The 14,029-nt window shown below is 37.6% G+C and carries 12 protein-coding genes; 1 reads left to right on the top strand and 11 read right to left on the bottom strand.

Features of this window, described 5'->3' with window-relative positions; translation table 11 throughout:
- Positions 1-89: 89 nt before the first annotated feature.
- The 4 genes from mdh to A6J74_RS21525 form a co-directional block, all read right to left on the bottom strand.
- Positions 90-1,028: a malate dehydrogenase gene (gene mdh, locus A6J74_RS21545; RefSeq protein ID WP_000153227.1), complete on the bottom strand. Its 939-nt coding sequence runs from the start codon at positions 1,026-1,028 to the stop codon at positions 90-92.
- 19 nt (positions 1,029-1,047) lie between these two features.
- Positions 1,048-2,340 carry an NADP-dependent isocitrate dehydrogenase gene (gene icd, locus A6J74_RS21540; protein ID WP_000206907.1) on the bottom strand — a complete coding sequence of 431 codons (1,293 nt, stop codon included), beginning with the start codon at positions 2,338-2,340 and terminating at the stop codon, positions 1,048-1,050.
- A gap of 160 nt (positions 2,341-2,500) precedes the next feature.
- Positions 2,501-3,616 carry a citrate synthase gene (gene citZ, locus A6J74_RS21535; RefSeq protein WP_000216096.1) on the bottom strand — a complete coding sequence of 372 codons (1,116 nt, stop codon included), beginning with the start codon at positions 3,614-3,616 and terminating at the stop codon, positions 2,501-2,503.
- Between the two features lie 421 nt (positions 3,617-4,037).
- On the bottom strand, positions 4,038-4,499 hold the full coding sequence (locus A6J74_RS21525) for a DUF441 domain-containing protein (RefSeq protein ID WP_000625507.1): 462 nt from the start codon (positions 4,497-4,499) through the stop codon (positions 4,038-4,040).
- Positions 4,500-4,932: 433 nt separating this feature from the next.
- On the opposite strand from A6J74_RS21525, the gene ytvI reads away from it, so the two are divergent.
- A complete protein-coding gene (ytvI, locus tag A6J74_RS21520) occupies positions 4,933-6,057 on the top strand; it encodes a sporulation integral membrane protein YtvI (RefSeq protein ID WP_001081386.1) in 1,125 nt (374 codons plus the stop codon).
- 533 nt (positions 6,058-6,590) lie between these two features.
- Here ytvI and A6J74_RS21515 read toward each other — a convergent pair.
- The 7 genes from A6J74_RS21515 to ystJ all read right to left on the bottom strand — a co-directional run bounded on the left by A6J74_RS21515 (position 6,591) and on the right by ystJ (position 13,962).
- Entirely contained in the window at positions 6,591-6,980 is a 390-nt protein-coding gene (locus tag A6J74_RS21515; protein ID WP_000871649.1) for an FxsA family protein, read from the bottom strand.
- Positions 6,981-7,178: 198 nt separating this feature from the next.
- Positions 7,179-8,936: a pyruvate kinase gene (gene pyk, locus A6J74_RS21510; RefSeq protein ID WP_001232683.1), complete on the bottom strand. Its 1,758-nt coding sequence runs from the start codon at positions 8,934-8,936 to the stop codon at positions 7,179-7,181.
- A 53-nt stretch (positions 8,937-8,989) separates the two neighbouring features.
- Positions 8,990-9,949: a 6-phosphofructokinase gene (pfkA, locus tag A6J74_RS21505; protein WP_000821156.1), complete on the bottom strand. Its 960-nt coding sequence runs from the start codon at positions 9,947-9,949 to the stop codon at positions 8,990-8,992.
- A 128-nt stretch (positions 9,950-10,077) separates the two neighbouring features.
- On the bottom strand, positions 10,078-11,052 hold the full coding sequence (accA, locus tag A6J74_RS21500; RefSeq protein ID WP_000818790.1) for an acetyl-CoA carboxylase carboxyl transferase subunit alpha: 975 nt from the start codon (positions 11,050-11,052) through the stop codon (positions 10,078-10,080).
- Complete coding sequence (accD, locus tag A6J74_RS21495) at positions 11,040-11,909, bottom strand: acetyl-CoA carboxylase, carboxyltransferase subunit beta (protein ID WP_000942864.1); 870 nt, start codon at positions 11,907-11,909, stop codon at positions 11,040-11,042. Before accD ends, accA begins: the two co-directional genes overlap by 13 nt.
- Before the next feature lie 185 nt (positions 11,910-12,094).
- Entirely contained in the window at positions 12,095-12,739 is a 645-nt protein-coding gene (locus A6J74_RS21490; RefSeq protein WP_000204451.1) for a FadR/GntR family transcriptional regulator, read from the bottom strand.
- Between the two features lie 14 nt (positions 12,740-12,753).
- Positions 12,754-13,962, bottom strand: a complete 1,209-nt coding sequence (gene ystJ, locus A6J74_RS21485) for an NADP-dependent malic enzyme (RefSeq protein WP_162148121.1) — start codon at positions 13,960-13,962, stop codon at positions 12,754-12,756.
- Positions 13,963-14,029: the final 67 nt, after the last annotated feature.

Raw genomic sequence — 14,029 nt, 5'->3', positions numbered from 1 at the left:
AGCGTTTTCATATTATTCCAAAAAAACATTTCATTAAATAGTAGAAAAAGATTCGGGGCCCCGAATCTTTTTCCGCTTATATTTAATTATTAAACAAGAACTTTCATAACGTTACGTACAGATTCTACAGAGCGATCTAACGCTTCTTTTTCCTCTGCAAGAAGTTCTAATTCAATAATTTTTTCAATTCCGTTACCACCTAGAATTACTGGTACCCCTAAGTAAAGGTCACTATAACCATATTCACCTTCAAGATACGCAATAGCCGGTAATACACGGCGTTGATCTTTTAAGATTGCTTCTGTCATTTCAACTAAAGAAGCCGCTGGTGCGTAATATGCACTACCGTTTCCTAATAAGCCTACAATCTCTCCGCCACCCTTACGTGTACGTTCTACAATTGCCTCTAAACGCTCTTTCGGAATTAACGTTTCTAACGGAATGCCACCCGCATAGGAATAACGTACAAGAGGTACCATGTCGTCACCGTGTCCACCAAGAACAAATCCTGTAATGTCTTTCACAGAAAAATTTAATTCTTGTGCAATGAATGTACGGAAACGAGCTGTATCTAATACGCCCGATTGCCCGATAACACGCTCTTTCGGGAATCCTGCTTCTTTAAATACAGAATATGTCATTGCATCAACTGGATTTGTTAATACAACAATAATCGCATTTGGTGAATGTTTTGCAATGTCGCGCGTAATACTTTTCATAATTTTAGAGTTTGTTGCTACTAAGTCATCACGGCTCATACCAGGCTTACGTGCAATACCTGCTGTAATAACGACAACGTCAGAATCAGCAGTATCTGCGTAATCAGATGTTCCAATAATGTTAGCATCAAAACCTTGTACTGGGCTCGCTTCTAACATATCTAACGCTTTCCCTTTTGTTGGATTTTCCAGTTGTGGAATGTCCACTAATACAACATCTGCAAGTTCTTTTTGTGCTAATAAGAATGCTGTTGTTGCTCCTGTAAATCCTGCACCGATGACTGAAACTTTCTTGCGTTTGATTGTCATAATTTACCCCCCACTTTAATTATGCGTTTTTGATTATCGCTACATCCATGTTTTTAATAAGCTCATTAGCAAATTCAGAACATTTCACTTCTGTTGCGCCTTCCATTAGACGAGCGAAGTCGTATGTTACTACTTTTGATGCAATTGTTTTCTCAACTGAATCAGTTACTAATTTCGCAGCTTCATTCCATCCTAAATGTTCTAGTAATAATACACCAGAAAGAAGAACAGAAGATGGGTTTACTTTGTCTAAACCTGCATATTTTGGAGCTGTACCATGTGTAGCTTCAAAGATAGCATGTCCAGTCACATAGTTAATGTTTGCACCAGGTGCAATACCAATTCCACCTACTTGTGCAGCAAGTGCATCAGAGATATAGTCACCATTTAAGTTCATTGTTGCAACAACATCGAACTCACGTGGACGAGTTAAAATTTGTTGTAAGAAGATATCTGCAATAGAATCTTTTACGATGATTTTTCCAGCCACTTCTGCGTCTGCCATCGCTTTATTCGCTGCATCTTTGCCATCTTTTTCAACGATGCGATCATATTCAGCCCAAGTAAATACTTTATCGCCAAATTCTTGTTCCGCAACTTCATAACCCCAGTTTTTGAAAGCACCTTCTGTAAATTTCATAATGTTTCCTTTATGAACTAATGTAACAGAAGAGCGTTTTTCGTTAATTGCATATTGAATTGCAGCACGAACAAGACGCTTTGTCCCTTCTTCTGAAATTGGTTTAATACCAATACCAGATGTTTCTGGGAAGCGGATTTTATTAACACCCATTGCTTCTTTTAAGAAAGCAAGAACTTTTTCTGCTTCTGGAGATCCTTGTGCATATTCAATTCCAGCATAGATGTCTTCTGTATTTTCACGGAAAATAACCATATCAGTATCTTCCGGACGTTTTACAGGTGAAGGAACACCTTCAAAATAACGAACTGGACGTAGACATACGTATAAATCTAATTCTTGACGAAGCGCTACGTTTAGAGAACGAATACCACCGCCAACTGGAGTTGTAAGTGGACCTTTAATTGCGATTAAATATTCACGGATTAAATTTAAAGTCTCTTCTGGTAACCACTCGCCTGTTTGGTTGAATGCTTTTTCCCCTGCAAGCACTTCTTTCCAAACGATTTTCTTCTCACCATCATAAGCTTTTTCTACTGCTGCTTCTAGTACGCGAGATGCAGCTTCCCAAATATCAGGACCAATTCCATCTCCTTCGATAAATGGAATAATCGGATTGTTTGGTACATTCATAACACCATTAGTTACAGTAATTTTTTCACCTGTCGTCAATGTGATAACCCCCATGTTTGAAATTTCATATGTATGAAACTGAGGGAATAACCCCTCAGTTCAAACCGTTAGTCAAATTAAAATATTCTAATCATTACATCTTCCCAAAAAAATCAGACTTTTGAAAGCGTATTTTTACTATCGAAATAGTGTTTTTCGCTTATCGTTGTGCAATTGGAACATATACTTGATGTGTTGGTCCATTATAATCAGCACGCGGACGGATTAAACGGTTGTTTTCATATTGTTCTAGAATATGAGCTAACCAGCCTGACATACGGCTAATTGCAAAGATAGGTGTAAATAAGTCATGGTCAATTCCTAAACAATGGTATACAGAAGCTGAATAGAAATCAACATTTGGTGGAAGACCTTTTTCTTTTGTTACAATGTCTTCAATTTTGATAGACATATTATACCATTTCTCTTCTCCTAAAAGCACGCATAATCTCTTAGACATTTCACGTAAATGTTTTGCACGTGGATCACCTTGCTCATACACACGATGACCAAAGCCCATGATTTTCACTTTATTTTGAAGAGCATTATGAATATATGATTCTACATTTTCTTCTTCGCCAATTTCAGTTAACATCTTCATTACATTTTCATTTGCCCCGCCGTGAAGAGGACCTTTTAACGCACCGATTGCTGCAGTAATACCAGAATATACATCTGAAAGTGTAGCTACGCAAACACGTGCAGTAAATGTAGAAGCGTTTAACTCATGATCTGCATGAAGTACAAGCGCCTTATCAAAAGCTTCAATTTCAACTTCATTTGGCTCACGATCATTTAACATGTACAAGAAGTTTGCAGCTAATGATAAATCTTTTCTCGGTTCAACAATATCTAAACCTTTACGGATTCTTGCATAAGCGGCAATTAAAGTTCCCACTTGAGCTTGTAATTTAACCGCTTTCAAATAATTGGACTTTTCATCCATAATTTCAGCGCTCTCATCGTATAATGATAGCATGGAAATTGAAGTTCGTAAAACAGACATAGGATGTGCGATCTTTAAATCTACTTGTTTCAAATATGTTAAAATTTCACCTGGCACTTTATAGTATTCTGATACAGTTTCATTAAATTCCGCTAGTTCTTGTTCGTTAGGAAGCTTACGGTGCCATAATAAGTACACTACTTCTTCAAATGTAGCATTCTCAGCTAAATCATCAATATTATACCCAACATAAGTTAATGTATCATCAATAATAGAGCTCACAGATGATGTTGTTGCTACTACCCCTTCTAAACCTCGAATAACAGTCATGACATTCTCTCCTTTTCCTGAAAAATTCTCCCAACCTTGCTCCTTATATCTATTTGCTCCCCTTATGAATTATGAACGCCCGTTCACTCTTTAGGCAAGCAAAATGCACGATCATGCACATTTGTTGCGATGTTCCCCTCTTAATGTCCATTGCTTACATGGAAAGCATGAGCGTGAATGTCTCCCCGAATCCTCACGCTCAGAACAACAAGTTAGTGAGGAAAATGAATTCCGAAGAGTTTTATGATAAAAACAACATAAAACAATATCATTATAAAATTGTTTTATGTTGTTTTTATTTTATCTGGTGTAAAGTCTCTGCTGTTATGTAACTTTTCAAAGTTTCTAATTCTATTATAAACAATTATCTGACTTTTGTGAACAGAAAGAATTCAAAAATTTTATATTACTATAAAATTCCTTATTTAAACATTTGTATAATACTCATAACTGCATAGGCAATTCCAGCCCCAATTAACGGGCCTACAGCCACCCCATTAAATAAGGCAACCGCTATAATCGTCCCAAAAACAAGCGCAGTTGTAATATGAGGGTCCGTCGTCAATAATTGTACGCCGCCTTTCGCTAACAAAGCGACCGCCACACCTGAGGCTAAAGCAATCCATGCATAATATGATTTCGCTGCTTCTCCGAGTTGTTTAAAGCCTATTTCCCCTGTCGCAATCGGTACGAGCACTGCTATTGTAATGACTGTTACACCAAGGTTAATCCCTTTCGTTTGTAAATAAGGAAAGACTTTATCTCCTAAAAACGTAAACTTCAATAAGAATAACACTCCAATGGCTACAGTAAGCGATTGGTTTTTAGCAATAAGTCCTATAATAAGTAGTATGAATAAAAATAACGTTGACTGACTAATCATGTTTGCACTTCCTTTCTGAAAATAATGAACTCGCTTCCAAACAAAAATACCTTTAAACCTATCGTTATACATGTCATATCGATGTCTATTTGCCAATGAGAATAAGCCAACAATTTCATTTTTGTATGCATTTTTAACTTACAAAACGAGACTGTAACCCCAAAAAATCAAAGCATATATACATTTTTGAAAACGATGGTCTCTCCTTTCTTTTCTAACAAGAAACAGGTAAAATAAAAAGAAGAGAAAATGAAGTTTTTACCATATAGTAGAAGCATCATCAACAAGCTTTTACAGTCGTTCATGTACTGAAAAAGCAGGGAAAATCCATCATTCCACTATAACATAAAAGTGAAACTTTAATCAGTGAATGCTACTCGTTATAAGTTGAACGAATTAGGCTAATACAAATTGGAATGGGAGGTATACATCTTTGAACCGAAACTTACTATATATGATATTGCGACTCATATTTGTCATTGTAGCAACGGTAGCTGGGTTCTATGTATTACTATACATGTCAGGACTTATCTATCCTTTTATTATCGCTTTTGCATTTGCTTATTTGATTAATCCTGTCGTCAATTTCCTTAATCAAAAACTACAATTCCCTCGCGCACTAGCAGTACTCGTTAGCTTAATTCTCGTATTCGGAGCTATCGTCGGGCTTGTTACATACCTTGTAACAGAAGCAATATCTGCCACAACATACTTACTACAACTTGTTACAGTAAAGTTTCCGGATATCGTTAAATTCGCAGAGCAATTTGCACTTAATCATATTATGCCTCTCTATGACGATTTAATTTCTAAATTTAATCATCTTGGAGAACCGCAGCGTTATACAATTACACAAAACATCCAAAACTTAGGAACTGAAGCAACAACACAAATGAAAGAACTTTTAACAGCTATTATAAGTGGATTAACAAATTTCATTAGTGCATTACCAACAACTCTAACTGTTCTTGTATTCATTTTATTAGCCACTTTCTTCATTAGTTACGATTGGCACCGTCTTGCTCAAAAAGCAAGAAAACTTCTACCGAATCGTGTACATGGCTACGGAAAAACTATTTTTGTCGATTTAAGAAAAGCTTTGTTCGGTTTTGTTAAAGCGCAACTTACACTCGTATCTATGACAACCGTTATTGTACTAATCGGACTTTTAATATTACGCGTACCATACGCCATTACTATCGCGATTATTACAGGTGTTGTAGATTTACTCCCATACTTAGGGACAGGAGCCGTCTTCGTCCCTTGGGTTATATACGTATTTTTCACTGGCGACACCGCATTCGCCATCGGTCTTCTCATTCTATACATCGTCGTGATTGTCCAAAGACAAATTATGGAACCTAAAGTGCTTTCATCTAATATTGGTCTTGATCCATTAGCGACACTAGTCGCTCTATTTATCGGCTTTAAGCTCTTCGGTTTCTTAGGATTAATCATCGGTCCAGTCACATTAGTACTACTTAATACATTACACAAAGCTCATGTCTTCCATGACTTGTGGAAATACATTAAAGGTTCACCCTCTTCAAAACAATAATTTCTAATTCACACAAAAAACTTAAGGAATAATGAGTGCAATTTCCCACTCATTATTCCTTGTACTTCTTTTTCATACTAACTACATGCAAAAAGAGAATTGCCCAAAAAAGGATAATTCTCTTGTTTTTTTGCATATAAAAACGGATTTTTCAACCTAAAATACATTTTTATTCTATTTATTTTATAATTATTACTTACATTTATTACTTTTTATGTAAATGAATAAATATACAAATCAGTATAAGATAAGGCTTCAACTAACGATTCCCCTGCTTTTATCAGATTTCATTACGTTCCTCGATCCTTCATACACAAAAATAAAACTTCAATATAGCGGATTTTTTCTACATCCTATTCATTAAGAACAAATAGTATCCAATTTACATGTTCAATCAGAAATATATATCCTACACAATAAAGTGAAACTTTAATCAATCAGGTTTTGTTCATCCCCCACTAATTATTAACCCGTACCAATCAGGCTTTTTGCAGAATAAAAAAAGTAGTGCTTAGATCGCTATAATCTAAGCACTACTTCTGAATAATAATAGTAGATCTCTTTCTAAACTTCCATTCCATCCACTTCATAACAAGCGGCTTCAATAAAGCCCTAGTAAAAGGGACAACAAAAATAAACCCCATTACATCCGTCACATATCCAGGAAGCACTAAAAGAATACCTCCTACAAATACAAAAATACCATCTAGTACTGCCTCGCCTGGCATTTCTCCTCTATTCAACTTAGATTGAATCTCTCTAAGCACTTTAAACCCTTGCCTTTTCGCCAAATATACACCTACAACACCAGTAAATACAATCATAGCGAACGTAGACCATAACCCTATTACATGACTCGACCCAATTAATACCGTAATCTCAACCGCCGGTATTAAAATCAACAAGAATAACAACCATTTCACAGTTCTGCACCCCTTTCACAAATCGCTTTAAAGACCCCTAAAACGCTCATATAGACTAAACAGAAGTAAGACATCCATTCACATTAAACTTCATAACAAGCAGCTTGTAAAAGCAAATTTAGACGTTTTAAAATAGCTCTATCATGTTTTTGTGTAAAAAAAAGAGAAGGACTCCGCTCCTTCTCTCCGTATTACTTCTTATAGCACTTCCGCATGTCCATTATAAACAATTCCGCGTGCCGCATCAACTGTTACTTCTTGGCCATTTTTTAAAGTTGCTGTTACGCCGTTTACACCAACGATAACAGGAATACCGATTGATACGCCTACAACAGCTGCATGGCTAGTTAAGCCACCTTCTTCTACAACTAAAGCAGCAGCTTTTTCGATTGCAGAAATCATATCTTTATCAGTGCTTGTTGTAACAAGGATATCACCTTCGTTTACGTTCGCTACAGCTTCAGCAGCTGTTTTCGCTACAACTACTTTACCTTTTGCAGCTTTACGACCGATTCCTTGTCCTTTAGCAACTTCTTCACCAACAACATGGATTTTCATTAAGTTTGTTGTACCAGTTTCAGCAACTGGAACACCCGCAGTGATTACTACAGTGTCTCCAAGTCCGATTAGACCTGCATCCATACCTGTTTGAATCGCAGTATCTAACATTTCGTCAGTAGACGCTGCACGTTTCCCAGCCATAAATGCTTGTACACCCCAAACAAGTGCAAGACGACGTCCTACTTGCTCGTCAGATGTTACAGCTACGATTGGAGATTTCGGACGATATTTAGAGATCATTTTCGCAGTATGTCCACTTTCTGTTGGAGCTACGATCGCAGCTACATCAAGAGCAAGTGCTGTATGCGCAACAGATTGGCTAATTGCATCTGTAATTGTTGGAGTGAACTCTTTAATACGTTTTTTGAACATATCTTCGTATTGTAATGATTTTTCAACACGTACTGCAATGTTAGCCATCATTGTTACCGCTTCTACTGGATATTGACCAGCAGCAGTTTCACCTGAAAGCATGATTGCATCCGTACCATCGAAGATTGCGTTAGCTACGTCACTTGCTTCCGCACGAGTTGGACGTGGGTTACGTTGCATAGAATCTAACATTTGCGTTGCAGTAATAACTGGTTTACCTAATACGTTACATTTTTTGATTAAACGTTTTTGCACTAAAGGTACTTCTTCTGGTGGAATTTCCACACCCATATCACCACGAGCTACCATTAAACCGTCAGAAACTTCTAAGATTGAATCGATATTGTCGATACCTTCTTGGTTTTCGATTTTCGGTACGATTTGGATGTATTGAGCATTATGCTCTTCTAGTAATTCACGGATTTCTAATACGTCAGATGCTTTACGAACGAAAGATGCTGCGATGAAATCAACTTTTTGCTCGATACCAAAGATGATATCTTTTACGTCTTTTTCAGTGATACCAGGAAGCTTAATGCTTACGTTTGGTACGTTAACACCTTTTTTATTTTTTACAGTTCCACTGTTTAAAACTTTTGTACGGATATTCCCGTCAGCTTTTTCGATTACTTCTAGCTCGATAAGACCGTCATCGATTAGAATGCGAGAACCTGGGTCTACATCATCATAAAGACCAGCATAAGATACAGAGAACTTCTCTGCAGTACCTAATACTTGTTCAGTAGAAAGAACTACTTCTGCACCTGTTACAAGTTCAGCTTGTCCGTCTACGAAGTCGTGAGTACGGATTTCTGGACCTTTTGTATCAAGTAAGATACCAACTGTTTTACCAGTTTTCTTTGAAGCTTCACGAATGTTTTTAATACGAGCGCCGTGCTCTTCATGGCTACCATGAGAGAAGTTTAAACGAGCAACGTTCATACCCGCTTCCATTAATTGTTCTAATTTCTCAATACTTTCACTAGCAGGACCTATTGTACATACAATTTTAGTTTTACGCATATTGCACCTCCGAAAATTATGAAACCGTTCCCAAATATCCGACATTACGCCGATTAGATGGATAATTCTTTAGATAATTGATACATATCTTTATCGATTGTATGCTTTTGAGCTAACGCTTCGATAATGTCATGATCAACAAGTTTATTATCTTGAATACCTACACAGCGTCCACCTTTACCAGCAATTAACAACTCAACTGCTCTTGCGCCAAGACGACTTGCTAATACACGGTCTTGTGCACTTGGTGATCCACCACGTTGTACGTGACCTAATACAGTTACACGAGTATCAAAGTTTGTTGCTTCTTCAATATGCTTACCGATGTCAATTGCACTTCCAACACCTTCAGCTACAATGATAATACTGTGTTTTTTCCCACGTTCGCTACCGCGTTTTAGACGAGCGATTACATCATCCATGTCATACTCTTCTTCTGGAATTAAGATCGTTTCTGCACCATCAGCTAAACCAGCCCATAATGCGATGTCTCCAGCATGACGTCCCATTACTTCGATAACATATGTACGTTCATGAGATGTAGCTGTGTCACGGATTTTATCAATTGCATCAATAACAGTATTTAAAGCTGTATCGAAACCAATTGTGAAGTCTGTTCCAGGAATATCATTGTCGATTGTACCTGGTACACCAACACATGGGAATCCTTGTTCAGTTAATTTTTTAGCACCTTGGTAAGAGCCATCTCCACCAATAACAACAAGTCCTTCGATACCGTGTTTCTTTAATTGCTCGATACCTTTTAGTCGTACTTCTGGGTCTTTAAACTCAGGACATCTTGCTGTATATAATTTCGTACCACCGCGGTGGATAATATCGCCAACAGAACCAAGTTCTAATTTTTCAATGTGACCAGAAATTAATCCAGCGTATCCATGGTAAATACCATATACTTCAATATCATGGAAAATCGCTTTACGAACAACTGCACGAATGGCAGCATTCATACCAGGTGAATCTCCACCACTTGTTAATACACCAATACGTTTCATTTGTACTCACCTCATAAAGATTATTTGCCTTATAATAAAATAACACGAAAAAATATAAAAACACAATGGAGAAGATGTGTCTTTTCATAATAAAAACGTGCATTCGCGAAGAGGAACGCACGCTTTTCTTATTTTATCCCAATGGAAGCGTTTGAAAACGAAACTTGCCCAATTTTCATATATTTTTCATAACGTTTTTCGATTAATTCATCTTTCGAAATTCCGTTTAATTGTTCAAAAGTTTTTCTAATCATTAAGTCTATATTTTCTGACTGTTTTAAAAGATTACGGTGAGCTCCACCTTTTGCCTCTGGAATAATTTCATCAATTACACCTAATTCTTTCAAATCTGCTGCTGTAATTTTCATTGCTTCTGCAGCTTCCTTCGCTTTTCCTGCATCTTTCCAAAGAATTGCCGCTGCACCCTCTGGTGTAATAACAGAATAAGTGGAATTTTCTAGCATATGAATGTAATCTCCTACTCCAAGACCTAGCGCACCACCACTACCGCCTTCACCGATAACGATACAAATAACTGGTACCGTTAAACCTGCCATCTCAAATAGATTGCGGGCAATAGCTTCACTTTGTCCACGTTCTTCAGCTGCTTTACCAGGATAAGCTCCCTTCGTATCGATGAAACAAATAATAGGACGATTAAACTTTTCCGCTTGTTTCATGAGACGCAGTGCTTTTCGATATCCTTCTGGATGAGGCATCCCAAAATTACGACGAATATTTTCTTTCGTATCTTTTCCGCGCTGATGCCCAATTACAGTTACAGGCATCCCCTTATATTTCGCAATGCCGCCGACAATCGCTGCATCATCGCCAAATAGGCGATCTCCATGACATTCAAAAAAATCAGTAAATAAGTGCTCAATATAATCGAGCGTTGTCGGTCGTTCTGCATGACGAGCAATTTGCACACGGTCCCATACTTTCATATTGCCGTATATATCTTCCTCTAAATTTTCTAGCTTGTCTTCCAAAATACGAATCTCCTCACTGAAGTCCATCTGGCTGTTTTTCGTATAGTCTTTCAGTTCACGGATCTTATTTCTTAGCTCAACAACTGGTTTTTCAAATTCTAGCTCTGCCATACAGCCATTTCCCCTCCTTGATGAACTTCTAAAATCTTACGAAGTGATTCTTTCATATCATCACGATGCACAACCGCATCTAATTGACCATGGTCTAGTAAAAATTCTGCCGTTTGGAAATCTTCCGGTAGTTTCTCACGCACTGTTTGTTCAATTACACGTCTACCAGCAAATCCGATAAGTGCACCTGGCTCTGCAAGATTATAATCACCAAGTGAAGCAAAACTCGCTGAAACCCCGCCCGTCGTTGGGTGAGTCATAACAGAAATAAATAACCCTCCTGCATTACTATGCTTTTTCAAAGCTACGCTTGTTTTTGCCATTTGCATTAAACTTAATATACCTTCTTGCATACGGGCACCACCCGAAGCAGTAAAGATAATAAATGGAACTTGTAAGTCGTATGCCTTTTCAACCGCACGGGCAATTTTTTCTCCTACAACAGAGCCCATGCTCCCCATTCGAAAACGAGAATCCATTACTGCAACAACAACAAGCATGTCATCAATTGTTCCTTCACCAGTTACAACCGCTTCATTCAATTCAGTCTTCTTACGATCGTTCTCTAATTTCTCTTCATATCCCGGAAACTCGAGTGGATTTAATGAAACCATTTCTTTGTCATACTCACGGAATGACCCTTCGTCCAATATACTATCAAGGCGCTCCCATGCATTCATAGGATGATGATATCCACAGTTCACACATACTTTTAAATTTTTCAGAAGTTCTTTCGTATACATGATTTTTTTACATTTCGGACATTTTGTCATAACGCCATCTGGTACATCTTTTCGTACTTGTTCTGAAGGTATTGCAGCATACTTTTTCTTTTTCACGAATAAATCTCTTAGCACAATTTGACCCCCTTCGTTGAGAGCTAAGGTTAGCGTAAGAAGAAAATGGGGCTAACACCAATGTTTGATGTTAGCCTTATCTTCTCAATCTGTCTAATAACCTCTCTCTTTACGTTTAACTTTAACCGCTATGCGGTAGAATGTTTGTCATAACGTGTCATGGTCATTTCGACAAATTTTATACATTACGAGTGAAACTGTATATTCTCTACTAATTCATCGTAAATTTTTAGTGCATCATTTTCTTGTTTTTCTTCCAAAGTAGCATAAAGCTTTCTATACATATCGATAGAATCTCCTGAAACTTTACAAGAAAGAGTTGCTACGTAATCATTTACGATCATCCAAATGCGATATAGTAAATAATTATCGACTTGTTCAATTAGTGTTTTAAAGAACGTTTGGTGAAGCATTGGAATCGAACTTTCATTTTCTTCAAGCACTTTCTGTAATCTACTTAGCACTTTAGAAAATGTTTCTTTCGGTAAATTACATACAATTCGAATCATATCTTTCTCAAGCAATCGTTTTGTTTGTAATAAATCACGAATTGTTTTCTCATCTTGCAATAGAAACGGCGCAATTAGTTGTACAAGACCGTTATCGTAAAAGTTTCGAATAAACGTCCCTTCACCCCGTCTCGTTTCAATTAACCCTACCAGTTCTAAAGCACGCAATGCTTCTCTTACAGATGAGCGTCCTACGTTTAAGCGTGAACTTAGCTCCCGCTCAGACGGCAAACGATCCCCTGCTACCAATCCATCCTCTTCCATAATGGAACGGATTTTTTTTACAATTTCGAGATATACTTTTGTATTTGATGATGTCAATGGAAATTCCTCGCTTATTCTTTACCAATCAGCGCTAATTGTTTTGTTTTCTCAGCAACTTCATTTGGATCTACTTGACGACGAGCTACTCCTGTCTCCATTGCTGCTTTCGCAACGTAAGCTGCCACTCGAGGCGCTACACGCGCGTCAAACGGTGCCGGAATGATATAGTCTGCATTCAACTCATCTTCTGCTACAAGCTCAGCAATAGCCTGTACAGCTGCCATCTTCATTTCTTCGTTAATTTGTGTCGCATGTACGTCAAGTGCACCGCGGAAAATACCAGGGAACGCTAGTACATTATTTACTTGGTTCGGGAAGTCAGAACGACCTGTTCCAACAACAGCTGCGCCCGCTGCTTTTGCCAATTCTGGCATAATTTCCGGAACCGGATTCGCCATTGCAAAAATAATCGCATTGTCATTCATTGTACGAACCATCTCTTCTGTTAATGCACCTTCTGCAGATACACCAATGAATACGTCCGCACCTTGTACAACATCAGCTAAAGAACCTTCTATACGATTCTTATTTGTATATTTTGCAACTTCATCTTTCACTGGATTCATACCAGTAGGACGACCATCATAGATTGCACCTTTACGGTCACACATAATAATGTCGCGTACTCCATAGCGATATAAAAGTTTAATAATTGCAATACCTGCTGCACCTGCGCCATTTGCGACAACTTTAATGTCAGACATTTTCTTTCCAACTAATTTCAGCGCATTCACAAGGCCCGCTACTGTTACGATAGCTGTTCCGTGTTGATCATCATGGAAGATAGGAATATTTGTTTCTTTCTTCAAACGTTCTTCAATAATGAAGCAGTTTGGTGCTGCGATATCTTCTAAGTTAACGCCGCCAAAAGTTGGCTCCATTAATTTTACAGTTTCAACAATTTTATCTACATCGTTTGTATTTAAGGCGATTGGGAATGCATCTACACCAGCAAAGCTCTTGAATAATACAGCTTTACCTTCCATTACTGGAAGAGATGCTTCAGGTCCAATGTTACCAAGACCAAGTACAGCCGTTCCATCCGTCACAACTGCTACCATATTTCCCTTCATCGTATATTCATATACCTTACTTTTATCGTCATAAATTTCTTTACAAGGCTCTGCAACCCCTGGAGAATATGCAAGACTTAAATCTTTTGCATTTTCTACTTTTACTTTTGATACAGTTTCTAATTTTCCTTGATGCACTTTATGCATGTGAAGTGCTTCTTCACGAAGTGTTGACAAACTATCCACTCTCCTCAAATTATTCTAGCTGGTATCA

Source organism: Bacillus sp. FDAARGOS_235 (assembly GCF_002073415.2).
Taxonomy (GTDB): Bacteria; Bacillota; Bacilli; order Bacillales; family Bacillaceae_G; genus Bacillus_A; species Bacillus_A toyonensis.
Note: the sequence above shows the minus strand (reverse complement) of the source record. Positions and strands in the feature narration are given on the sequence as shown.